Origin of the sequence: Lacinutrix himadriensis, assembly GCF_001418105.1 — a bacterium.
Taxonomy (GTDB): Bacteria; Bacteroidota; Bacteroidia; order Flavobacteriales; family Flavobacteriaceae; genus Oceanihabitans; species Oceanihabitans himadriense.
On the sequence record NZ_LIQI01000027.1, the window covers coordinates 242,010 to 263,692 of the forward strand.

21 protein-coding genes are annotated in these 21,683 nt (G+C 31.8%); 20 read left to right on the top strand and 1 reads right to left on the bottom strand.

Annotation, left to right across the window (positions count from 1 at the left end):
• The first annotated feature begins 179 nt into the window (after window positions 1–179).
• The 14 genes from AMD28_RS14300 to AMD28_RS14365 all read left to right on the top strand — a co-directional run bounded on the left by AMD28_RS14300 (window position 180) and on the right by AMD28_RS14365 (window position 13,630).
• Window positions 180–992, top strand: coding sequence for an SDR family NAD(P)-dependent oxidoreductase (locus AMD28_RS14300; protein WP_055444817.1), 813 nt, complete (start codon window positions 180–182; stop codon window positions 990–992).
• Between the two features lie 213 nt (window positions 993–1,205).
• Window positions 1,206–1,829 (top strand): MarC family protein, encoded by a 624-nt coding sequence (locus AMD28_RS14305; RefSeq protein ID WP_055444818.1) that lies wholly within the window; start codon window positions 1,206–1,208, stop codon window positions 1,827–1,829.
• Between the two features lie 26 nt (window positions 1,830–1,855).
• Complete coding sequence (locus AMD28_RS14310) at window positions 1,856–2,452, top strand: NAD(P)H-dependent oxidoreductase (protein ID WP_055444819.1); 597 nt, start codon at window positions 1,856–1,858, stop codon at window positions 2,450–2,452.
• A 3-nt stretch (window positions 2,453–2,455) separates the two neighbouring features.
• On the top strand, window positions 2,456–4,345 hold the full coding sequence (locus tag AMD28_RS14315; protein WP_055444820.1) for a monovalent cation:proton antiporter-2 (CPA2) family protein: 1,890 nt from the start codon (window positions 2,456–2,458) through the stop codon (window positions 4,343–4,345).
• A gap of 7 nt (window positions 4,346–4,352) precedes the next feature.
• A complete protein-coding gene (locus AMD28_RS14320) occupies window positions 4,353–5,231 on the top strand; it encodes a helix-turn-helix domain-containing protein (protein WP_055444821.1) in 879 nt (292 codons plus the stop codon).
• Window positions 5,232–5,551: 320 nt separating this feature from the next.
• Window positions 5,552–6,706 carry an ergothioneine biosynthesis protein EgtB gene (gene egtB, locus AMD28_RS14325; RefSeq protein WP_338035241.1) on the top strand — a complete coding sequence of 385 codons (1,155 nt, stop codon included), beginning with the start codon at window positions 5,552–5,554 and terminating at the stop codon, window positions 6,704–6,706.
• Window positions 6,707–7,654: an L-histidine N(alpha)-methyltransferase gene (locus AMD28_RS14330; RefSeq protein WP_055444823.1), complete on the top strand. Its 948-nt coding sequence runs from the start codon at window positions 6,707–6,709 to the stop codon at window positions 7,652–7,654.
• 1 nt (window position 7,655) lies between these two features.
• On the top strand, window positions 7,656–8,324 hold the full coding sequence (locus tag AMD28_RS14335; RefSeq protein ID WP_055444824.1) for an aspartate/glutamate racemase family protein: 669 nt from the start codon (window positions 7,656–7,658) through the stop codon (window positions 8,322–8,324).
• A 100-nt stretch (window positions 8,325–8,424) separates the two neighbouring features.
• Window positions 8,425–9,285 carry an SDR family oxidoreductase gene (locus tag AMD28_RS14340; protein WP_055444825.1) on the top strand — a complete coding sequence of 287 codons (861 nt, stop codon included), beginning with the start codon at window positions 8,425–8,427 and terminating at the stop codon, window positions 9,283–9,285.
• Between the two features lie 168 nt (window positions 9,286–9,453).
• The gene (locus AMD28_RS14345; protein ID WP_055444826.1) at window positions 9,454–9,657 is read left to right on the top strand and encodes a hypothetical protein; all 204 of its coding nucleotides are present in this window, start codon (window positions 9,454–9,456) and stop codon (window positions 9,655–9,657) included.
• Between the two features lie 132 nt (window positions 9,658–9,789).
• Window positions 9,790–10,416, top strand: coding sequence for a TetR/AcrR family transcriptional regulator (locus tag AMD28_RS14350; protein WP_055444827.1), 627 nt, complete (start codon window positions 9,790–9,792; stop codon window positions 10,414–10,416).
• A 4-nt stretch (window positions 10,417–10,420) separates the two neighbouring features.
• A complete protein-coding gene (locus tag AMD28_RS14355) occupies window positions 10,421–10,906 on the top strand; it encodes an Mpo1 family 2-hydroxy fatty acid dioxygenase (RefSeq protein ID WP_055444828.1) in 486 nt (161 codons plus the stop codon).
• Between the two features lie 69 nt (window positions 10,907–10,975).
• Window positions 10,976–12,316: a DEAD/DEAH box helicase gene (locus AMD28_RS14360; protein WP_055444829.1), complete on the top strand. Its 1,341-nt coding sequence runs from the start codon at window positions 10,976–10,978 to the stop codon at window positions 12,314–12,316.
• A 3-nt stretch (window positions 12,317–12,319) separates the two neighbouring features.
• On the top strand, window positions 12,320–13,630 hold the full coding sequence (locus tag AMD28_RS14365) for a DEAD/DEAH box helicase (protein ID WP_055444830.1): 1,311 nt from the start codon (window positions 12,320–12,322) through the stop codon (window positions 13,628–13,630).
• A 1-nt stretch (window position 13,631) separates the two neighbouring features.
• Here AMD28_RS14365 and AMD28_RS14370 read toward each other — a convergent pair whose 3' ends face one another.
• Window positions 13,632–14,363 carry an NUDIX hydrolase gene (locus tag AMD28_RS14370; RefSeq protein WP_055444831.1) on the bottom strand — a complete coding sequence of 244 codons (732 nt, stop codon included), beginning with the start codon at window positions 14,361–14,363 and terminating at the stop codon, window positions 13,632–13,634.
• Window positions 14,364–14,709: 346 nt separating this feature from the next.
• Here AMD28_RS14370 and AMD28_RS14375 point away from each other — a divergent pair, with 346 nt between their 5' ends.
• From AMD28_RS14375 to AMD28_RS14400, 6 genes are read left to right on the top strand one after another with little or no spacing between them, the layout of a single operon-like run.
• Window positions 14,710–15,504, top strand: coding sequence for a hypothetical protein (locus tag AMD28_RS14375; protein WP_241492524.1), 795 nt, complete (start codon window positions 14,710–14,712; stop codon window positions 15,502–15,504).
• A gap of 54 nt (window positions 15,505–15,558) precedes the next feature.
• The gene (locus tag AMD28_RS14380; RefSeq protein ID WP_055444833.1) at window positions 15,559–16,623 is read left to right on the top strand and encodes a substrate-binding domain-containing protein; all 1,065 of its coding nucleotides are present in this window, start codon (window positions 15,559–15,561) and stop codon (window positions 16,621–16,623) included.
• Between the two features lie 18 nt (window positions 16,624–16,641).
• Entirely contained in the window at window positions 16,642–18,162 is a 1,521-nt protein-coding gene (locus AMD28_RS14385) for a sugar ABC transporter ATP-binding protein (RefSeq protein WP_055444834.1), read from the top strand.
• Window positions 18,163–18,185: 23 nt separating this feature from the next.
• Window positions 18,186–19,154: an ABC transporter permease gene (locus AMD28_RS14390; RefSeq protein ID WP_055444835.1), complete on the top strand. Its 969-nt coding sequence runs from the start codon at window positions 18,186–18,188 to the stop codon at window positions 19,152–19,154.
• A gap of 16 nt (window positions 19,155–19,170) precedes the next feature.
• On the top strand, window positions 19,171–20,667 hold the full coding sequence (locus tag AMD28_RS14395) for a mannitol dehydrogenase family protein (RefSeq protein WP_055445053.1): 1,497 nt from the start codon (window positions 19,171–19,173) through the stop codon (window positions 20,665–20,667).
• Window positions 20,668–21,567 carry a carbohydrate kinase family protein gene (locus tag AMD28_RS14400; RefSeq protein WP_055444836.1) on the top strand — a complete coding sequence of 300 codons (900 nt, stop codon included), beginning with the start codon at window positions 20,668–20,670 and terminating at the stop codon, window positions 21,565–21,567.
• Window positions 21,568–21,683 lie beyond the last annotated feature (116 nt).

Genomic DNA, 21,683 nt, shown 5'->3' on the forward strand with positions numbered 1-21,683 from the left:
TAGAAATCCTTGTTCTTGCTTTATGCAATGGTTATATGTAGAAATAGAGGTAAAACTAGTATCAGAATTTTATAACAAGATTCAAAAAAACAAGAAAATGTCAATTTGTGTATTACTGAGAAATTAAAAGACCTTTCGACTGCGCTCAAGGACAGTCTAATAAAAAAAAATAAAGAATCATGAGTAAAACAATAATAGTAACAGGAAGTACTGACGGTATTGGAAAGTTAACTGCTTTAAGTTTAGCAGAAAAAGGACATACGGTTTATGTACACGGAAGAAATAAAGCAAAGGTAGACACGGTTGTTTCAGAAATAAAAACAACAACAAACAATCAGAACATTCATGGTTTGGTTGCAGATTTCTCCGATTTAGAAGCTGTTTCCAAATTAGCAGAACAAATAAAAAAGGACATTCCTAAAATAGATATACTAATCAATAATGCGGGAATTTTCAAAACGAAAGAGGTTCAGAATAAAAACGGATTAGACATTCGTATGGTGGTGAATTATTTAGCACCTTATGTGTTAACGAATGCCATATTAGAAAATATAAAGCAATCCGAAGCACCAAGAATTATCAATTTAAGTTCTGCGGCACAAGCACCAGTTTCTGAAGCTGTTTTAATAGGAAAGGAGCAAGATTCAGAAAATAGTACATACGCACAAAGTAAGTTAGCACTAACCATGTGGAGTTTTAATCTAGCAAAACAAGAACCAAAAATTACGGTTATTGCTGTAAATCCAGGATCCTTATTAAATACTAAAATGGCAAATGAAGCATACGGACAACATTGGTCGCCAGCAGAAAAAGGAGTGGATATCTTAGTAGATTTGGCATTATCTGATGACTATAAAAATGATTCCGGTAAGTATTTTGATAACGATAAAGGGGATCCGAAAGGTTATTTTGCACCAGCACATCCTGATGCTTATGCGGATAGTAAAATAGAGCGATTATTAAGCATAACTAAAAGATTGTTACAAGATTAAACCTTTAAAGGTCTATTCTTCCTAATTTTATAATACTATATTTTAGTAAAATGCTCCAATTAATTTAGTGATTAATTGGAGCATTTCTTATATTATAAAACGAATAGAAATCACTTCGATTTTATAGTATTAAAACGATTTAAAAAAAAGACAAAATTGCTTAGGTAATACAGAAGTAATTTAATTTTTTTGCAGATTATAATTATATAATTAATGGATAACTTACTTACATTTTCAATCACGGTATTTACAGCCTTTTTTGCTATAACCAATCCGATATCAAACATGACTGTTTTTGTATCTTTAACACAAGGTGCAGATAAGAAAACAAAGCATGATATCAATAAACGTTCAAACATAATAGCCTTTATTATTGTGGCTGTTTTTGTGCTTTTAGGAAAATATATATTCGAATTATTTAATATCAGTATTCCTGCCTTTAAAATTACTGGTGGTATTTTGATCTTCTTTATTGGGTTTGATATGCTACAATCTAAACAGTCTAATGTAAAAACCCTAGATAATGTTCATGTGGATGAAAATATTGCTGTTTCTCCGCTAGCGATACCAATTTTAGCAGGACCAGGAACTATTGTAACCGCAATGAACTTTGTGTCTAATGTGGAAACAATTCATATTATTTTAGTGATCCTTATATTTGGTTCCATGAGTCTTTTAACCTATTTCACTTTTAGATTAAGTGATCTTATTGTAAAAATAGTTGGTCATAACGTGATATCTGTAATAGGTAAAATTATGGGATTAATTATAGCAATTATTGGTACTGGTATGATTATTCAAGGAATTAAAATTTCTTTTAATTTAATATCCGTATAAATACATTATAATCCATAGATCAAAATATGAAAAAAATACTAGTGCTTTTTTCCCATCCTACATTTGAGAAATCTAGAGCAAATACAGCACTTGTTAATCATATAAAAGATATGGAAGGTGTTACTTTTCATGATTTGTATGAGCGCTATCCCGATTTTCATATTGATGTTCCTGCCGAAAAAGAACTACTAAATACCCATGATGTCATTATTTGGCATCATCCATTTTATTGGTATAGTTGTCCGCCATTAATGAAACAATGGATGGATATGGTTTTAGAGTTTGATTGGGCGTATGGTCCAAATGGAAAAGCCCTTCAAAACAAAACCTGCCTAAATGTTATAACTACTGGTGGATCTAGAGAAGTCTATTGTTCCGAAGGTAGTAATAGCTTTACAGTGAGTCAATTTTTAAGACCTTTTGAGCAGACTGCAAACTTGTGTGGTATGGAGTATTTGCTGCCATTTACAGTAATGGAAACACATAAATTAAGTGAGGTTGATTTAAGTAATTATGCGAATCAATATGAGAATCTAATTACTTTACTTAAAGATAATCTTACCAAAAAAGATTGTAAAGGATTTTCTTTTTTAAATGATATTCCTAAACTGAAAAATCAATAAATTATGACTGGAAGTATACTTTTTGAAGCCATAGTTTTTCTTGCAGGAGCCATTATTTGTGTATCTATTGCTAAACGATTAGGCTTAAGTTCTGTAATAGGTTATTTATTAGCAGGGGTATTAATTGGCCCTTATGTTTTAGGTTTTATAGGTAAGGAAGGTGAAGATATTTTGCATTTTGCAGAATTTGGAGTAGTAATGATGCTGTTTTTAATCGGACTAGAAATTGAGCCAAAAAATTTCTGGAACATGCGAAAAACCATACTTGGTATGGGTGGGATTCAAGTAGGGGGAACCATGTTACTATCGTATATACTATTTACTCTTTTGGGTTTTGAGTGGAAAGTTTCTTTGGTTATTTCTATGGCTGTGGCATTATCATCTACCGCAATTGCCATGCAAACCATAAAGGAAAAAAGACTAATGGATACTACCTTTGGTACGTCCGCTTTTTCCATTTTATTGTTTCAAGATATTATTGTGATTTTCATGTTGGGTTTTATTCCGCTGTTATCGAATACAGAGGATAACGCTTCCGCGGAAAAACATAGCGAGCATGCAAATCTATTAGAAAACTTACCTATCGGATTTCAAACATTAGCCATTCTTTTATCTGTAGTTTTAATCATTGTTGCTGGTCGTTATTTAATTGTACCCATGCTACGAAAAGTCGCTAAAACAGGTGTTCGAGAACTTTTAATTGCAGCCGCTTTTTTAATTGTTTTCGGAATTTCATTTATTATGGAATACGTCGGAATAAGTCCTGCTTTAGGTGCCTTTTTAGGAGGAGTCGTTCTTTCCAATAGTGAGTTTAAACATGAACTTGAAAGTACGCTAGAACCTTTTAAAAACTTGCTTTTAGGTTTGTTTTTTATGGCTGTTGGTGCATCTATTAACTTTATCGTTATTGCCAAAAGTCCCCTGACTATTGGAGGAATTCTAATTGCAATTATCGCTTTAAAAGCTATTGTTTTATTTATAACTGGTTATATTTTTAAATTAAAAATAGATCAAAAATTACTGCTGACTTTCAGTTTAGCCCAGATTGGAGAATTTGCGTTTGTATTGCTGTCTTTTGCTTTCGGGCTTAATATTTTAGAGCAAGAACAAATGGATATGTTATTAGTAATAACAGCATTATCGATGTCGTTAACACCCATTATAGGTATGATTAATGAACGTTTTATTCTTCCAAGAATTGGCACTAAAGAATCTATAAAACGACCAATGGATCATATTGCAAAATCTCAAAAAATTATATTGGTAGGTTTTGGACATTTTGGAAGTACCATCGGAAGATTTCTGCGTTCGCATGGTGTGGAAGCTACTATTTTGGATCACGATTCTAATCGTGTCGATTTTCTTCGTAAAATGGGATTCGAAGTGTATTATGGAGATGCTACGCGTCTCGATTTATTAGAATCTGCAGGAATAGCGGAAGCAAAAATAATTATTTGTGCCACCAATAAGATTGAAGTTTCTAAAGCGATTAGTAAAATTGTAAAAGAAAAATATCCGCATGTAGAATTAATGATTCGTACCAAAAATCGTTATGATGCTTACGAATTACTAAATCTTGGAAATGAAAATATCTATCGCGAATCCTTAGAAACGTCCTTAACTTTAGCGAAAGATGTATTGAGTAAAATGGGTTTTCGTAAATATACCTTAAATAGACAAGTACAGAATTTTATCAAGTATGATGAAGATAGTTTAAGACGTCTGGCTTCTGAACCTAAAAGTGAAGACAACTATATTTTTAAGGCAAGAAAAGAGCTAGAACAACAGGAGAAGTTTTTAAATGAAGATTTTAAAAGAGGTATTGTAGAATACGATAATCATTGGGATAGCGAACATATTAGAAAAGCTCTAGATAACAAAGAAGACCAATAAAGTATTCATGCAAAAAGACATTCCACATATTGTGTTTAATTCTCAAAAACCAGATAATAATGGTATTGAAATATTAACGATTGAAAGTCTTGCTGTTAGAAAAAAGGATATCCCGCATAATCCGGAAAAAGCACATCAATTGGCGTTTAACATGATTGTGTTTTATGCGGAAGGAAAAAGTAAGCATCTAGTAGATTTTTTATGGCATGAAGTGAAACCAAACACGATTATTCACTTGTCTAAAGGACAAATTAATGCCTTTCAGTTTCATGAAGATTTAAAAGGATTTATTATACTTTTTACAGACGAATATTTAAAAAATCAAATTAATGCATTGCCGAAAAATGAATTAGTTAGAATGTTTAATGCGCACTTGTTTTCGCCAATAATTCAGGTTCCTCAAGATTCTAATGTATCCAAATATCTACAATTATTTTATGAAGAATATTCCCGTATAGAGGAAGATTACAATCCAGAAAACACCTATAATTCCTTATATTCTATCATTTTTTCAAAATTAGAACGTTTAAAGCAGTACCAAACATTTCATTTAAAAAGTTCGGATAAATTAAATACGTTTCTAGCCTTTAAATCCCTTTTAGAAAGCCACTATATTCAAAGTAGAAATGCAGGTTTTTATGCAGAGAAATTAAACATCACGTATAAATATTTAAACACTATTTGCAAAGACACCCTTGCTATTACTGCGAAACAATTTATTGATGAATTTATAATTCTTGAAGCAAAACGATTGCTTATAAATTCGGAAATAAAAAGTACAGAATTAGCCTATTCTTTAGGTTTTGAAGAACCTACAAATTTTGTAAAATACTTCAAGAAGTATACAGGGTTTACGCCAAATCAATTCAAAAAAGATTACATCTAAGTTTTTAGGTTTGATATTTACCTTTTTTGTACTCATATTTATCTTTAGCAAAGTTGCACACTATTTTAATTTTGTTAAAAATAACAATACCATGTATTAAAAGGATATGCAGTTTTGTTAGATAAAGCTTGAATTTTATAATATGCATTCCGGTTGTAGAAAATAAATTCATTATTTTTAGAAACAACAAAAAAACAAATACTAATTTAAGCTAAGTAGTCTTGAAATTTATGTTTTGTTGATCTGTAATTTTAAAAAAAAGGTTCGACTGAAACATAGTTGAAAACAAGAAATCAATATAAATAGTTAAACATATTATTTTGTCAAAAGAAATTATACATACATATAAAAACATCCGGCAACAAACGGAAGCTATTTGTAAACCTTTACAAATCGAAGACTATTCGATTCAAGTCGTACAATTTGCAAGTCCGGCAAAATGGCACTTAGCACATACCACGTGGTTTTTTGAAACTTTTATTCTTAAAAACTATGTTCAGAATTATGTAGCCTTTGATGCTAATTTTAACTTTTTGTTCAATAGCTATTACAATAATCTAGGTGACCGCATATTGCAAACCAACAGAGGTAATATGTCGCGACCTAGTACCGATAAAATCTATGAATATAGAGCTTATGTAGATGCTAAAATCGAAGCGTTTTTAAATGATGTTTCCGATACCAAAATACTAGAATTAGTGACATTGGGTTTAAATCATGAGCAACAACATCAAGAATTATTACTGACAGATATTAAATACATGCTTGGTCATAATCCTATTTTTCCTGTATATGACGAAGCGTTTAATCTCATAAAAGATACAAATTCAACTTCTGATAGCATTAAAATTAAAGCTGGTATTTATAAAATTGGATACCAAGGAAAGGACTTTTGCTATGATAACGAGTTAGGTGTGCATCAAGTATATGTAGATGATTATGAAATAAATAATCATTTAGTGACTAATGGAGAATATTTAGAATTTATGGAATCTGGTGCCTATACCGATTTTAATCTTTGGTTAGATGAAGGTTGGTCTTGGGTCAATAAAAATGACATAAAAGCACCAATGTATTGGCATAAAAAAGAAGGAGAATGGTATAATTATTCCCTTGCAGGTTTTCAAAAAATAGACAAAAATGCAATATTAAGTCATATCAATTATTACGAAGCAAATGCCTATGCCGAGTGGAAAGGTATGCGATTACCAACAGAGTTCGAATGGGAAATTGCAGCACAGCAATTACATTGGGGAAAACGTTGGGAATGGACCAACAGTGCGTATTTAGCATATCCGAATTTTGAAAAAGCAAATGGAGCAGTAGGTGAGTACAACGGTAAATTTATGAGTAATAAAATGGTCTTGCGAGGTGCTTCTGTGGCTACTTCTCCAAATCACAGTAGGCCTACATATCGTAATTTTTTTAACCCAACAGAAAGATGGCAATTTACTGGAATAAGATTAGTAAAATAGATGATAGAAACGTTTAAGAAAGAAGTACAACAAGGATTAGACAGCCATCCAAAAACGCTACCTTCAAAATATTTTTATAATAAAATTGGCGATGCCCTTTTTGTTGAAATAATGAATCTTCCGGAGTATTATTTAACACGTAGTGAGTTAGATATTTTTCAAAATAAAACCCAAGATTTAATGGATGCGTTTCAGTTAAAACCAGATACTTATTTTGAACTTATTGAATTAGGAGCAGGTGATGGTTTAAAAACTAAAAAACTTCTAAATGCATTAGATGCACAGGATTTTAAATTCGATTATTTCCCAATTGATATTTCTGAAAATGCATTACGTTTATTAAAGGAGGATTTATCCGAAGTGTTACCAAACGTTTCTGTAAAAACGCAACAAGGAGATTATTTTGAAGTATTAGCGTCTTTAAAAGAGAGTAATAATCCTAAAGTTATTTTGTTTTTAGGGTCTAATATTGGAAATATGAATGATGAAAAAGCGGCACAATTCATCTATAATCTAGGCGCAAATCTAAAACCTGGTGATAAGTTATTATTAGGTGTAGATTTAATAAAATCTAAAGATATTGTGCTTCCTGCTTACAACGACAATCAAGGGATTACGGCAAAATTCAACCTCAATCTATTAGAGCGAATTAATAAGGAATTGGGAGGCGATTTTAACCTTGATCAATTTAAGCATCAACCAGAATATACGGAAGAGGATGGGATTGCAAAAAGTTTTATTGTGAGTACAATCCAACAAACGGTACACATAAAATCTATAGGAGCGTCTTATCATTTTGAAGCTGGCGAAAAAATACATACCGAAATTTCAAGAAAATATAACGATGCCTTGATTCAACAAATCATTGCAGAAACAGATTTTAAACTAGACACCAAAATAATGGATAGCAAATCTTATTTTGCGGATTATATTTTGACTAGACACTAAAATGATAGAAACAAAACTTGGCGTATTAGGACTTGGTAGTCGTTCGACATTATATTATTTGAGCGAATTGAATCGTCTATATAATCAAGTGAAAGGTGCTTACAGTACCTGTCCATTGGTGCTATTAAATACAGATTTCAATGCCATAAACTCTTTGTTGCCAAATACTTCTAAAGAATTAGACGCAGTTCTAGAATCTTATATCCATGAATTAGAAACGTTTGATGCACAGCAGTTACTAATTCCTAACATTACACTTCACGAAACTATAGACAGATTATCTATTACTAAAAACGTACTGCATCCTGTTCCTTTAAGTATTAAAAAAATGAAAGAAAACAATTGGACTAAAGTCGTTTTGTTTGGTTCGTTATTCAGTATGAGTACTTCCTATATAAAAGATCCATTTGTTGCAAATGGAGTGGAAGTGATATTGCCTTCTCCAGAAGATATGCTATTTATAGATATGGTTAGAAAGCAAATCTATAGTGAAACAGAGACAAGTGAATTGATTGAAAAATACCATCGCATAATCCATAAGTATACCGCTAAACATCCTGTAATATTATCTTGTACCGAGTTGTCTATTTTAAAACCTAAAGGCAACAAGAATCTGTTAGATATGGCAGATGTGCAAATAGAAGAAGCTATAAAATATTGTATTGCTTAGGGCATACATTTACCCTTTTCAGGACAAGATTCATCCTAATTTTTTTTTGAAAATCAGGTATCTTTGTGTTAGTAAATTAATAATTATTAAAACAACTATCATGAAAATAGCAGTAACATCCGCAAGCGGAAAATTAGGAGCTTCCATAATAAAACATCTTGTTAATTTAATTGGTAAGGATCATGTAATTGGAATTGCACGTACACCAGAAAAAGCAGCACATTTAGGTGTGGAGATTAGAAAAGGAGATTATAATAGTAGCGAACAGTTTGATGCTGCTTTACAAGGAGTAGATACTGTTTTGTTGGTTTCTGGAATGGATACACCAGATAAAAGAATTGTGCAACACAGAAATGTAATCGAAGCAGCAAAGCAAAATGGTGTTCAAAAAATAGTGTATACAAGTATTGTAGGTGCCGAAGAAAACAATGCGTTTAGTCCGATAGTGCAAACCAACAGACAAACAGAGAAAGATATTCAAAACTCAGGACTGGATTGGGTTATTGGAAGAAACGGTATTTACATAGAGCCAGATTTAGAATATATAGACACGTATGTGAAAGAAGGGGAAATTAGAAATTGTGCGGCAGATGGAAAATGCACATACACAAGCAGAGAAGAATTAGGTTATGGGTACGCTAAAATGTTAACGGAAGAGAAACACAATAAGCAAATTTATAATCTTGTTGGTAATGCCATTACTCAAAAGCAACTTGCAGAAGACATAAATACTGTTTTTAATACCAATTTAGTTTTTAAAAATGTATCTGTTGCAGCGTATAGAGCAGAGAGAACGGAAGCCTTAGGTGATTTTATGGGAACTGTTATTGCTGGAATTTACGAGGGTATTAAAGAGGGCGCTAATGATGTCTCTTCAGATTTTGAAACAGCAGCTGGTAGACCACATCTGTCTACGATAGAAATGATGAAAGTATTTAAAAACAAACAAAAGGAATCTTAAAATACTTTTTGAATTATTTGAATTGGTTCGATATTTACCAGTATTGTATCCGTTTTCACCTTAAGTAAAACGTATTGCAATAGTAATTTTGTCTTCAGAAATTAACTAATAAACAAATAGAATTGGTAACCTTTTCATTTTAAATATAATTCATAAAAACGTAACAATATGTCAGATGTAAGAACATGCCCAACTTGTGGGGCAAAAGCAAAGTATAAAGAGAAAGAAGGTGAAGTTACATTTACTGCCATTCAAGATGAAGAAGCTTTTAAAAAAGTAGGACAAATGAAAAAAGCAATGGAGAAATTTAAAGCCAAAGCGGATGCTTTAGAGAAAGAATTAGCAGGATATAGAAATGGAAATCTGAATTAATTTTTATTCTTTATAATATATTAAAGGTTGTTCCATACAGAATAACCTTTTTTTTGTTTCTTTTTCAAATTAGTAAGCGTTTACTAATTTAATTTGTAAATTAGTATTTTAAAACTAAACATACGTAAAACGTTGAAGCATAAAATAAAAACAGAAGCGATTTCTTTATTTAATTTGCATGGAATTTCTAATGTTTCTATGAAGAAAATTGCAGATGGACTTGGTATTAGTCCGGGAAATTTAAGTTACCATTATAAAACGAAAGCAGATCTTTTGGCTACTATTTATAAAGAGATGTATGCCGAAACGCTGGATTATATCCTTCCGGGAAACACCTATATTACTTTATTTCATTTTGAAGAAATGATGCTAAAGTTTGACAATCTACAACAACGATATGCTTTTTTCTTTAACGACATTGTGCACATTATTAAAACCTATCCTGAAATTGCGAAACAGTATGAATCATCTAACTTGATTCGTTTTAAAGATGCTAGAAAACTAATCGATTATTATATCGAAACAGGAAGAATGCAACCAGAAAATGAAATGATAGATTACAATAAAACCATATATACGGTTTGGATGACGAGTACCTTTTGGCAATCACAAAAACTAGCAATACAAACAAAAGACTACACCGTAAATAAATGTCCGTCTATAGAAATGCTTTGGACTTTATTTCTACCATATTTAACAGCGAAAGGATTGGAAGAATACCAACAACTGAGACAATTTGTAAAACTCCCTAATACATAATATCATGAGAAAAATAGATTCCCTTTTAACAGAGTATGCCGAAAGTCACCAAACAAAGATGAATATTGCTATACATTATGTTTGTGTACCATTAATCTTCTTTAGTTTAATAGGTTTGTTGGCTAGTATTCCTTTTCCAGAAGCAATCACACAAGCGTTGCCAGAAGGGTTATTACCTTATGCGCATTTTGGAACCTTAGTAATCGTTTTTGGATTGTTCTATTATTTGCGTTTATCTCTAGTACTTTTTATTGGAATGCTATTGTTTTCTGCATTGGTATTGATCGGTATTCAGCAAATAAACCAACTAGATATTGCGCCACTATGGGTAATCATGTTGGTCATTTTTGTTGTGGCTTGGATTGGTCAATTTATTGGTCATAATCACGAAGGGAAAAAACCTTCATTCCTAAAAGATCTTCAATTTTTAATGATTGGTCCAGCTTGGACAATGAGCCATGTATTCGAAGCACTACATATTAAGTTTTAATAAATAATACTTCCGAAGTATTTCATAAAAACCAATAAAACTGCACTATCTTTGCACAAAATATAAATTATGTCACAATCGTTTTCTAGCTTAGGTATTAATAATACACTGCAAAGTAATTTAGCAGAATTAAACATTACGGAACCTACAGATATTCAACAAAAAGTAATTCCGGTAATATTAACTCAAAAAGAAGATGTTGTTGCAATTGCAAAAACAGGAACAGGGAAAACTGCTGCTTTCGGATTGCCTTTATTACAATTAATAGATGTGAATAAAAGTAATATTCAAGCAGTTATTTTGGCACCAACAAGAGAACTAGGGCAACAAATTTATAGCAATTTAGAATCTTTTAATTCGGATGCTTTACAAGTTTCGATTGCAGGATTATTTGGAGGAATTCCAATAAAACCACAAATTGAAAAACTAAAAGAAAACACTCATATAATAGTTGCAACGCCTGGTCGTTTAGCCGATTTAATAGAAAGAAACGCTTTAAACGTTAAGGACATTACTTATTTTGTTTTAGATGAAGCAGACGAAATGGTTTCTGCGCATAAAGAAGGTATAGACGCTATAATTAAATCCTTACCAAAAACCAGAAGAACCTTATTGTTTACGGCAACCATGCCTGGAACGATTAAGCAATTGGTGCAAAATAGCCTTTCTAAAAAAGTAGTTACTATTGAAGCAGATATGACAACGGTTGGTCATCAAGGAATTGATCATCAATACGTAGTTGTAGAGCCTATTGAAAAACTAAATGTTTTAATGCATTTTCTAAATACTAACGAAGGAAAACGTGGTATCATTTTCTGTAAAACAAAAGCAGCTGTAAATAAATTAGCTAAAAATCTAGCAATTAATAAATTCTCATCAGGAGCCATTCATGGTAGTTTGTCACAAGGAATTCGAGATCGAATTATGGGACAGTTTAGAGAAGGCCATATTAATATTTTAGTCGCTACAGATTTAGCTGCTCGTGGTATTGATGTGAAAGATTTAGCCTTTGTGGTAAATTATCATTTACCAGATACCTATGATGCGTATGTGCATAGAAGTGGAAGAACAGCTAGAGCAGGAGCAACCGGATTATCGCTAAGTGTAATTCAAGAAGATGAAGTTGCTGATATTCCAGAATTTGAAAAGGAATTAGGGATTACTTTCTCACCATATATAAAAGCAGATGCTAAAAGTATTGAAGAGAATAACGGATTGCTTTGGGCTAGAAAAATATTTAAAACAAAGCCAAATCGTGATATTCCAGAAGATTTTAAAGCAAAAGTAAAAACTATTTTTCATCATTTAACGAAAGAAGAATTGGTGGATAAAATTTTATCCAATTACATTGCAGAAAACAATACTATTGTGGAGAAAACAGAGGTTACAAAGAAGAAAAAGAGAAAATAGAAAATGGGTAACTATATAAAAGCACAGCAAGATATTTTAGATAAATTAAAAATAGAAGCGCTAAATCCGATGCAGGAAGAAGCCTTGTTATCTATTACAAGTACTGCAAATACGGTATTACTTTCTCCAACAGGAACAGGTAAAACGGTTGCCTTTTTGTTACCTACAATAGCAGATTTAAATAAGAATTGTAAAAATATACAGCTATTAATTTTAGTGCCTTCTCGGGAGTTGGCCATTCAAATTGAGCAAGTAATTCGTACCATGGGCTCTGGTTTTAAAGCCAATGCGGTTTATGGTGGAAGACCTTTTAGTAAAGACAAATTAGATTTAGCACATACGCCAGCAATACTAGTGGGTACTCCAGGACGTGTTGCAGATCATTTACGTCGCGAAACTTTTTCGGTAGACGATATTAATACTTTAGTATTAGATGAATTTGATAAGTCTCTAGAAGTCGGATTTGAAAAAGAAATGAAAGATATTCTTAGCAGTCTTCCAAACATTAAAAAACGAATTTTAACTTCTGCAACCCAAGACATGGAAATTCCGCGTTTTGTTGGTTTAAAAAACGAGTTAGTAATTGATTATTTAGATACAAAAATTTCGAATCTAGAAATTAAAAAAGTTAAATCTCCAGACAAGAATAAGCTGCAAACTTTAGTAGACTTATTGCACGATATAGGTAATAAACCAGGAATTATCTTTTGTAATTTTAAAAATACCATTCAATATGTTAGCGATTTTTTAAACGAAAATAATATTGCCCATGGCTGTTTTCAAGGAGGTATGGAACAGATAGATCGAGAGCGTGCTTTATTGAAATTTAGAAACGGAACGCATCAAATTATTATAGCAACAGATTTGGCTGCTCGTGGATTAGATATTCCGGAATTGAACTATATTATTCATTATCAATTACCTTTAAAAGCGGAAGAATTTACCCATAGAAATGGTAGAACAGCCCGTATGAATGCAGAAGGAACTGCTTATGTATTACATTGGGAAAAAGAAACGTTGCCTGATTTTATAGAAACAGATGATATTGTAGTGCCAAAAGGAAAAGTAACAGAACTAGCTACAAAATGGTGCACCTTATTTATTTCTGGTGGAAGAAAAGATAAAATCTCAAAAGGAGATATTGCTGGTTTACTGTTTAAACAATGTGATCTAGATAAATCGGAAATTGGTGTCATAGAACTAAAACAAGATTGCGCATTTGTTGCTGTTCCTAAAAGCAAAGCTTCCTTTATTGTAGATACCATTAATAATGTGCGTCTAAAGAAAAAGAAAGTCCGTGTAACTTTGGTTTAGACTATATGCTTATTAAATAGTTTTTCTGAAACATTTTATCATAAATATCTTTGCTAAACATATACAGTTGTGCGGGTTTTTTGGATACACCAACTTGTTTTTCATCTAGTGCAATAATGTATTTTTTGTTTATTAATTTTCTTCTAAAATTTCTATTATCTATTTCTATACCTAGAATAGATTCATATAAATCTTGTACATCGTTTATGGTGAATTTATCTGGAAGTAGTTTAAATATAATAGGTTCCGACAAACATTTTTCCTTTAAATCTTCGTACGCTTCTTGGATTATTTGTTTATGATCAAATCCTAACTCTGGTAAATCATTAACAGGAAACCATGCCGCACCATTCGTATTGTTTGTTAAATCAACATCCTCCGTTTTTAATAGAAAGTAATAGGCTATAGTAGTCGTTCTTAAATGAAACGCTTCATTTTCTATCCAAATAATATCCTTAGGACGCATCAATCGGTCAGGGTTTCCAAAGGCTTTAAATTGCTTTTTATATTGATTCGTTAATCCCGTCAGTTCTTTTAATACTCTAGTTGCTGTATCATCTAATGTTTCATGGGTATATACATGATAACCTGTTAATACATAGTCATCTACTAAAACTTCATTATTGGACTCTAAATAACGTTTAATAAGTAAAAGATTCAACGATTTAGAAGTAATGTCATATCCAAAAACGACACAATCTACAGATATATTTAATATTTTTTCTAGCATCATAGGTGATTTGTTTTGTTAATAATAGATAAAATTTTGCCTTCCTAAAACAGAGTAATTAATTATTAAACGTCAATTAAACACTAGCAATATTACTGCTTTTTATTGACAATTCCATATTAATTATATCAATTAAGCATATAAAAATGATAATTTAACACATATTTTTTCATTAAAATTAGTTTTTTTAGGATTATTTATAATACATTTGAAAAACAAACGTAACAATGACGTTTATAATTTTATTAATTATTTAATACTTTATAAAATGGAAAAGGAACTAGCCTTCAGTAATTTAAATTGTAAAAAAGAAAAAATTTGTAAAACGATTTTTATAACTTTAAGTGTTATGTTACTTTTTTCAAGTAATATAATAGCACAAGAAGAGGAAATGGAAAAGGAAGCAATAGCTGAAGATTCCTATTCGCCATTTAGTATTAGCGCACATCTAAAAAACATGCATACATGGCATGGATTTGTGGTTCATTCAGGAGCGGTAATAGCTACTAGTTTAGAATATAATTCTAAAAACGAAAAATTCACTTTTGGTTTTTGGGGTGGAGCAAGTTTTTCTACAACAGATGTAAAGCATATTAATACCGGAGAAAACGAAAGTGCTTATTATAAAGAAGTATCTATTTATACAAAATATCGCTTTTCTAAAAAGTTTTTTATCGAAGCGGTTTCGCATAATAATTATACAGGAGTACAAGAAAGAGGCGATAAGTTAGAATATTGGAGTTATGATAAAACACAAGGATACAATTTTGTAGATCTTAATTTTGGATATAACATAACACCAAACACATTATTATATTTTGCAACGATTGTTGGTGGTGGTTCTGGAGATTATGAAATACAAGAAAATGGGGATTTAGAGAACTCTTGGACGCATTACTTTGAAGTGAATAGTAAAGTTTGGCAAAATGAAAATTCCAGTTTATCTCTATTTGCAGGTGGTGCATGGTCTTTTATAACAGACAAAACATTTTATACAGAAGGAGCAGGGAATATAATTAATGTAGGAGCAACTTTTAATAAACAGTTTTCCGTTTTTAAACATAATGTACCTGTAGATGTTACACTTATGTGGAATCCAGAGCAAGAAAGAACAGTCGTGCAATTGGATGTCACCTTGTTTTAAATTATATAAATCCGAATAACTAACATTTTTGTACAATCCATAAATAGTAAGATTATGAAAACACAAAATACCGCTTCCTTTCTTCGTAAAATGATACTTCCAGTAGCATTAATTGTATTGATTTTTAATCTTACCAGTTGTGCGGAACAATTAAGTAAATCCGAATCCTCTTCGGAAAACACAGAGGAAACAAAAGATATTTTTGAAAGTGAAATCGATCTTACAGGTAAAAAAATTGGTTATTGTTCTCCTACATTAAATGCACCATATTATCAAGCATTGTGGCAAAGTGTAAAAGCTACTACCGAAAAAAATGGGATGGAATTTATTTCAGCAGACGGACAAAACGATATCAATAAACAAATTGCAGCTGTTGAAGATTTAATTACTAAAGGAGTGGATGCTTTATTGCTAAATCCTAAAGATCCTGATGCCTTAGTTGGTGTCACTAAAATGGCTAAAGCTGCTGGAATACCAGTGTTTATAATTGATAGTTCTATAAACCCTTCGGCAGAATTTGTTACTACCATTCAGTCTAACAATCTTGCAAATGGGGAGTTAGCCGGTGCGTGGTTAGCTAAAAAGTTTGGTAATAAACCAATGCAAATTGCATTACTAAGCGGAAACGCAGGAAACCCTGTTGGACGTGCACGTAAACAAGGTCTTTTGCAAGGTATAACTGAAGAACAATTACGAACACAGGGTAAAATTAACTTGAATATTAAAACACAAGCATATACCGAGTGGTCTTATGCTGGTGGTTTAAAAGCTATGGAAGATATATTGGTGGCACATCCTGATGTTAATGTGGTAATTACAGAATCGGATGTTTGTGTATTAGGAGCTATTAAAGCTATTGCACAAGCAGGTAAAACAGATGATATTTTAATCGTTGCAGGTGCAGACGGACAAAAAGAAGCGATTAAATATATTATGGAAACAGATTTTTACGGTTGTACTGCTATGAATAGTCCTGTACAAATTGGTAAAAACGCCGTGCAATATGCGATAGAGCACATGAATGGTAAAAGAGATTTTGATAAGAAATCGTACACAGCTCCTTTATTAATTACCAAGGAGAATGCTGCAAAATACTACAACCCAAACGCTATATTTTAATAATTAATAGAACTTGATATGAAAAATTCAGAACATGAATATCGTCTAGAAATGACAGGAATATCAAAAAGCTTTGGTGTTGTTTCCGTACTTAAAAATGTAAATCTTAAAGTGAAATCTGGTGAAATTCATGCTTTATTAGGTGAAAATGGCGCAGGGAAATCTACTTTAATTAAAATACTAAGTGGTGTACATCAAAAAGATACGGGAACCGTGGTTTTAGATGGTCAAGAAATTACACCTAAAAACACACACGAGGGACAAGTTTTAGGAATCAATGTCGTGTATCAAGAATTGTCTTTGGTGAATGATTTATCCGTTGCAGAAAATATTTACCTGCACAAACTAGGTGCAAATAAAACCTGGATGAACTGGAAAGGATTAATTAAGGACGCACAAGAATTACTAGATTCTTTAGACTTTAAAATTAATGCTTCCGCGAAAGTTAAAGATTTAAGTATTGTTCAAAAACAAGTGGTGGAAATCGCTAAAGCAATATCTGAAGACACTAAAATTTTAATTTTAGATGAACCTACAACGGTTTTTGACCCGAAGGATGTTAAAAAACTATTTAATATTCTTTTTAAACTGAAAGAAAAAGGAACTTCTATTATTTATATATCGCATCATTTAGACGAAATTTTTAAAATAGCAGATAGTGTTACTGTGCTTAGAGATGGTGTAGACACCGGAAGCTTAGCCATTGCAGATACCGATAAAGATGGTGTTATTCACTTGATGATTGGTCGTGAATTAAAAGATTTATATCCTAAAAGGGATGTCAAAATAGGAGAAGTACCCATTTTTGAAGTTAAAAATTTGACTGCAAAAGACACGATGGTTCATGATGTTTCCTTTCATGTAAAACCAGGAGAAGTCCTTGGTATTGCTGGATTAGGAGGAAGCGGAAGAACAGAAACAGCGAAACTTATTTTTGGAGCAGACAAAAAGAAATCGGGAACTTTGATTCTGGAAGGAAAAGAAATAGTAACGAATTCTCCAGTAGATGCTGCACGTTATCAAATTGGTTTTGTTTCCGAAGATAGAAAAGAAGAAGGTGTCTTTTTACCATTATCTATCCGTCGAAATATTAGCGTGACCAGTTTCGATTCTATTTCTAGTAAACTAGGATTTATAAACGTGGAAAGCGAATACAAAAAGGTTTTAGGGCTTATTGAAAAGCTAAATATCAAAACGCCAAATTCAGAAATAAATGTAAAAAACCTTAGTGGTGGAAATCAGCAAAAAGTAGCCTTAGCAAAATGGTTGAGTATTGAAAGTAAAGTGATTTTTATTGACGAGCCAACACGTGGCGTAGATGTAGGAGCAAAAATTGAAATATATAAACTGATTAATGAGGTTGCTAAAAAAGGCGTTGGTGTCGTTGTAATATCTTCCGATATGCCAGAAATAATGGGTATTTCAGATCGTATTTTAGTAATGCACGAAGGTACTTTCTATGGTGAATTGCCAAAAGAAAAATTTTCAGAAGAAAACATTCTTCGTTACTCCATTGGAGAACCATTAAAAACAATATAACTAACTAATTAAACATTCACGTTATGACTTTAACATTAAAACAACAACTGAGTACTCCTAGAGGAATACTTGCGTTTTTAGTAAAGTATAATACCATATTCATTTTTTTATTATTGGTGATCTTTTCAGCCTTAATTTCTGATGTATTTTTCACTTCGGTAAATCTTTCCAATTTACTAAAACAAGTTTCAGGTATTGGTATCATTAGTATTGGTATGTTGCTCGTAATTCTTACTGGCGGTATTGATTTATCTGTAGGTTCCATGGTAGCCTTGTTAGCCGTTACATTTGCCATTTTGGTAAATATCTTCATGTTACCAGTCGCTATTTTATTTACCATTATTATAGGTTTTGGTTTAGGAAGCATCTCTGGGTATCTGGTTGCGTATCAAAAAATGGCACCATTTGTTGCCACATTAGCATTAATGACTATTGCAAGAGGGATGAGTTTTATCTACTCTAAAGGATCTCCTGTTACGTTTACAACGGTTGGCGGACAATACATGTCAAATTTTGCAAATAATAGCACGTTAGGTGTTCCTAACATTGCAATCGTATTTTTTATCATTGTGATTATGGCAATGGTGATGCTACGTTACAACGTTTTTGGACGATTAATAATCGCGATTGGTAGTAATGAAGAAGCTTCGCGTTTATCCGGAATTAAAGTAAATAAATACAAATTTTTAGTCTACGCTATTTCTGGAGCTCTAGCGGCAACTGCAGCAATTATAGTTGCTTCTAGAACCAATTTAGGTTCCCCAAATATGGGAATGGCTTGGGAGTTAGATGCTATAGCAGCTGTAGTAATTGGAGGAGCAAGTTTAAATGGAGGAAAAGGAACCGCTATAAACACATTAATGGGGGTTTTAATTTTAGGATTAATTGGAAATATCTTAAACCTATTAAATGTACCATCCTATCCACAACAAGTAGTTAAAGGAGCAATCATCATTTTTGCTGTTTTATTACAAAGATTTGAAAGCAAATAAAAATATACATTCTGTAATGGAAAATTTAAAATTAAATAAAGCGAACCTTTCTGCTATTTCAGAAAGGATTACTACGCCAAAATACGATAGAACAAATATTAAAACAGGTATTGTACATGTTGGTATTGGCGGATTTCATAGAGCACACGAAGCACTTTACACCGATCAATTATTACACGATGAAACGGTAAAAGATTGGGGAATTTGTGGAATTGCTTTATTGGACTTCGATACTAAAATTTATAACACATTAAAAGCACAAGATGGCTTGTATACTTTAATTGTTAAAGAATTAGATGGTACACTAACCAAACGCGTTATAGGTTCTATTGTAGAGTGTTTATATGCTCCTGAAAATCCAGTTAAGGTGATGGAGAAAATGGCGAGCCCAGAAGTAAAAATCATATCCTTAACCATTACAGAAGGTGGTTATAATTATGATGAAGCTACCAAACAATTCGATTTTACAAATCCGTTAATTAATCACGATTTAGAAAATCCACAAGCTCCAAAAACTATTTTTGGCTATTTAACACAAGCTTTAAAACTTAGAAAGGACAGAGGATTAAAAGGTTGTACCATTCAATCTTGTGATAATATTCAAGGTAATGGCCATTTTGCTAAAAAGATGCTTTTAAGTTATGTGCAAGTTGCTGAACCAGAATTGGTAGCATGGATAGAAGCAAACGTGTCTTTTCCAAATGCCATGGTAGATAGAATTACGCCGGCTACATCGCCATTAGATATCGAAATATTAAAAGAAACTACAGGTATTGACGACGCTTGGCCAGTAGTTTGTGAGCCTTTTAAACAATGGGTTATTGAAGACGATTTTATTGCAGGAAGACCAGCTTGGGAAACCGTTGGTGCGCAATTTGTAGAAGATGTTGTTCCGTATGAAAAAATGAAACTTAGTTTGCTAAATGCAGGACATTCTGTATTAGGTATTCTTGGTGCATTATATGGATATTCAACCATAGATGAAGCTGCTAGCAATGCCGATATTAGTTCCTTTTTAAGGATTTATATGGGGAATGAAGTAACACCAACTTTAGGAGATTTAGAAGGCGTAAACTTAAAAAATTATAAGTTTTCATTAATACAAAGGTTTGGAAATACTTATATAAAAGACCAGATTGATAGAATTTGCTCGCAGAGTTCTGCTAAAATCCCAATATTTATTTTACCAACAATTTATACACAGTTAGAGAAAAAGGGATCGATAGATCATGCTGCTTTTATAATCGCTGCTTTTGCAATATATAGTGTTGGAGTCAATGAATTTGGAACGCAACTTATTATTAAAGATGTTATGGAATCCGTTTTAAACGAAAAGGCCATTGTGTCTAGAAAAAAACCGGAAGCTTTTTTAGAAATAGAATCCATTTTTGGGAAACTTAAAAACGATACCACTTTTGTGAAATCATACATAAATGCATATCAAAACATTGTTCAAAATGGGATTGAGAAATCGGTTAAGGATATTAACAGTAATGTTTTAAATGAAATCTAAATGAAAAATATAGTTTGTTTTGGAGAAGTGTTATGGGATGTGTTTCCTACACATAAGAAAATTGGTGGAGCTCCTCTAAATGTTGCTTTACGCTTACAATCTTTAGGAAATCATGTGTATATAATTAGTAAGATAGGTAAGGATAGTAACGGCAAAAATATAGTTTTTCACATCATTGAAAATCATTTAAATACGGAAAACCTGCAAATAGATGAAACACTAAAAACTGGTGATGTACAGGTAACTCTTGACGAAACAGGTTCTGCTTCCTATGTTATAGAATTTCCAAGAGCTTGGGATTATATTGAATTGACAAAGGCTACAAAAACAGCAACAATAAATGCAGATGCCTTTATTTATGGGAGTTTAGTAACTAGAAATAGCACGTCTAAAAACACATTATATGCGCTTTTAGAACTTGCAAAATATAAAATATTCGATGTAAACTTAAGAGCTCCTTTTTATACCACAGAAATCTTAAATCATTTAATGTTTCAAGCAGATTTTATTAAGTTCAATGATGATGAGATTTTTGAGATTAGTAGAAAAAATAATTACAATTCTGACGTTTTAGAAGATAATATAAAATTTATTGCAGAAAGTACAAACACTAAATCCATTTGTGTCACTAAAGGTAGTCAAGGAGCTATTTTGTATTGCAGTAATACGTTCTACTATAACAACGGCTATGCTATAGAAGTTGTTGATACAGTTGGTGCTGGAGATTCTTTTTTGGCTACATTAATAAACAAATTATTAAATCAAGATAATCCGCAAGAAGCTATAGATTTTGCTTGTGCAGTTGGTGCCTTGGTTGCTGGTAGTGAAGGAGCAAACCCTATAATAAGTAAAGAAGATATTACAAATTTTATTAACCATAAAGATATTATTTGTGACTAATAATTGATTAATAGCAATTCAATTATTTAAAGGCTTCTATCTAATAAATAGAAGTCTTTTTAAACAAAAAAGGTTGCCCAAATTGGACAACCTTTTTTTATTTTATATCGTAAAGC

Excerpts from the sequence above, each read along its gene's own strand:
- AMD28_RS14300 (WP_055444817.1), top strand. The coding sequence starts at position 180 with ATGAGTAAAACAATAATAGTAACAGGAAGTACTGACGGTATTGGAAAG.
- AMD28_RS14305 (WP_055444818.1), top strand. The coding sequence starts at position 1,206 with ATGGATAACTTACTTACATTTTCAATCACGGTATTTACAGCCTTTTTT.
- AMD28_RS14310 (WP_055444819.1), top strand. The coding sequence starts at position 1,856 with ATGAAAAAAATACTAGTGCTTTTTTCCCATCCTACATTTGAGAAATCT.
- AMD28_RS14315 (WP_055444820.1), top strand. The coding sequence starts at position 2,456 with ATGACTGGAAGTATACTTTTTGAAGCCATAGTTTTTCTTGCAGGAGCC.
- AMD28_RS14320 (WP_055444821.1), top strand. The coding sequence starts at position 4,353 with ATGCAAAAAGACATTCCACATATTGTGTTTAATTCTCAAAAACCAGAT.
- AMD28_RS14330 (WP_055444823.1), top strand. The coding sequence starts at position 6,707 with ATGATAGAAACGTTTAAGAAAGAAGTACAACAAGGATTAGACAGCCAT.
- AMD28_RS14335 (WP_055444824.1), top strand. The coding sequence starts at position 7,656 with ATGATAGAAACAAAACTTGGCGTATTAGGACTTGGTAGTCGTTCGACA.
- AMD28_RS14340 (WP_055444825.1), top strand. The coding sequence starts at position 8,425 with ATGAAAATAGCAGTAACATCCGCAAGCGGAAAATTAGGAGCTTCCATA.
- AMD28_RS14345 (WP_055444826.1), top strand. The coding sequence starts at position 9,454 with ATGTCAGATGTAAGAACATGCCCAACTTGTGGGGCAAAAGCAAAGTAT.
- AMD28_RS14355 (WP_055444828.1), top strand. The coding sequence starts at position 10,421 with ATGAGAAAAATAGATTCCCTTTTAACAGAGTATGCCGAAAGTCACCAA.
- AMD28_RS14360 (WP_055444829.1), top strand. The coding sequence starts at position 10,976 with ATGTCACAATCGTTTTCTAGCTTAGGTATTAATAATACACTGCAAAGT.
- AMD28_RS14365 (WP_055444830.1), top strand. The coding sequence starts at position 12,320 with ATGGGTAACTATATAAAAGCACAGCAAGATATTTTAGATAAATTAAAA.
- AMD28_RS14370 (WP_055444831.1), bottom strand. The coding sequence starts at position 14,363 with ATGATGCTAGAAAAAATATTAAATATATCTGTAGATTGTGTCGTTTTT.
- AMD28_RS14375 (WP_241492524.1), top strand. The coding sequence starts at position 14,710 with ATGTTACTTTTTTCAAGTAATATAATAGCACAAGAAGAGGAAATGGAA.
- AMD28_RS14380 (WP_055444833.1), top strand. The coding sequence starts at position 15,559 with ATGAAAACACAAAATACCGCTTCCTTTCTTCGTAAAATGATACTTCCA.
- AMD28_RS14385 (WP_055444834.1), top strand. The coding sequence starts at position 16,642 with ATGAAAAATTCAGAACATGAATATCGTCTAGAAATGACAGGAATATCA.
- AMD28_RS14390 (WP_055444835.1), top strand. The coding sequence starts at position 18,186 with ATGACTTTAACATTAAAACAACAACTGAGTACTCCTAGAGGAATACTT.
- AMD28_RS14395 (WP_055445053.1), top strand. The coding sequence starts at position 19,171 with ATGGAAAATTTAAAATTAAATAAAGCGAACCTTTCTGCTATTTCAGAA.
- AMD28_RS14400 (WP_055444836.1), top strand. The coding sequence starts at position 20,668 with ATGAAAAATATAGTTTGTTTTGGAGAAGTGTTATGGGATGTGTTTCCT.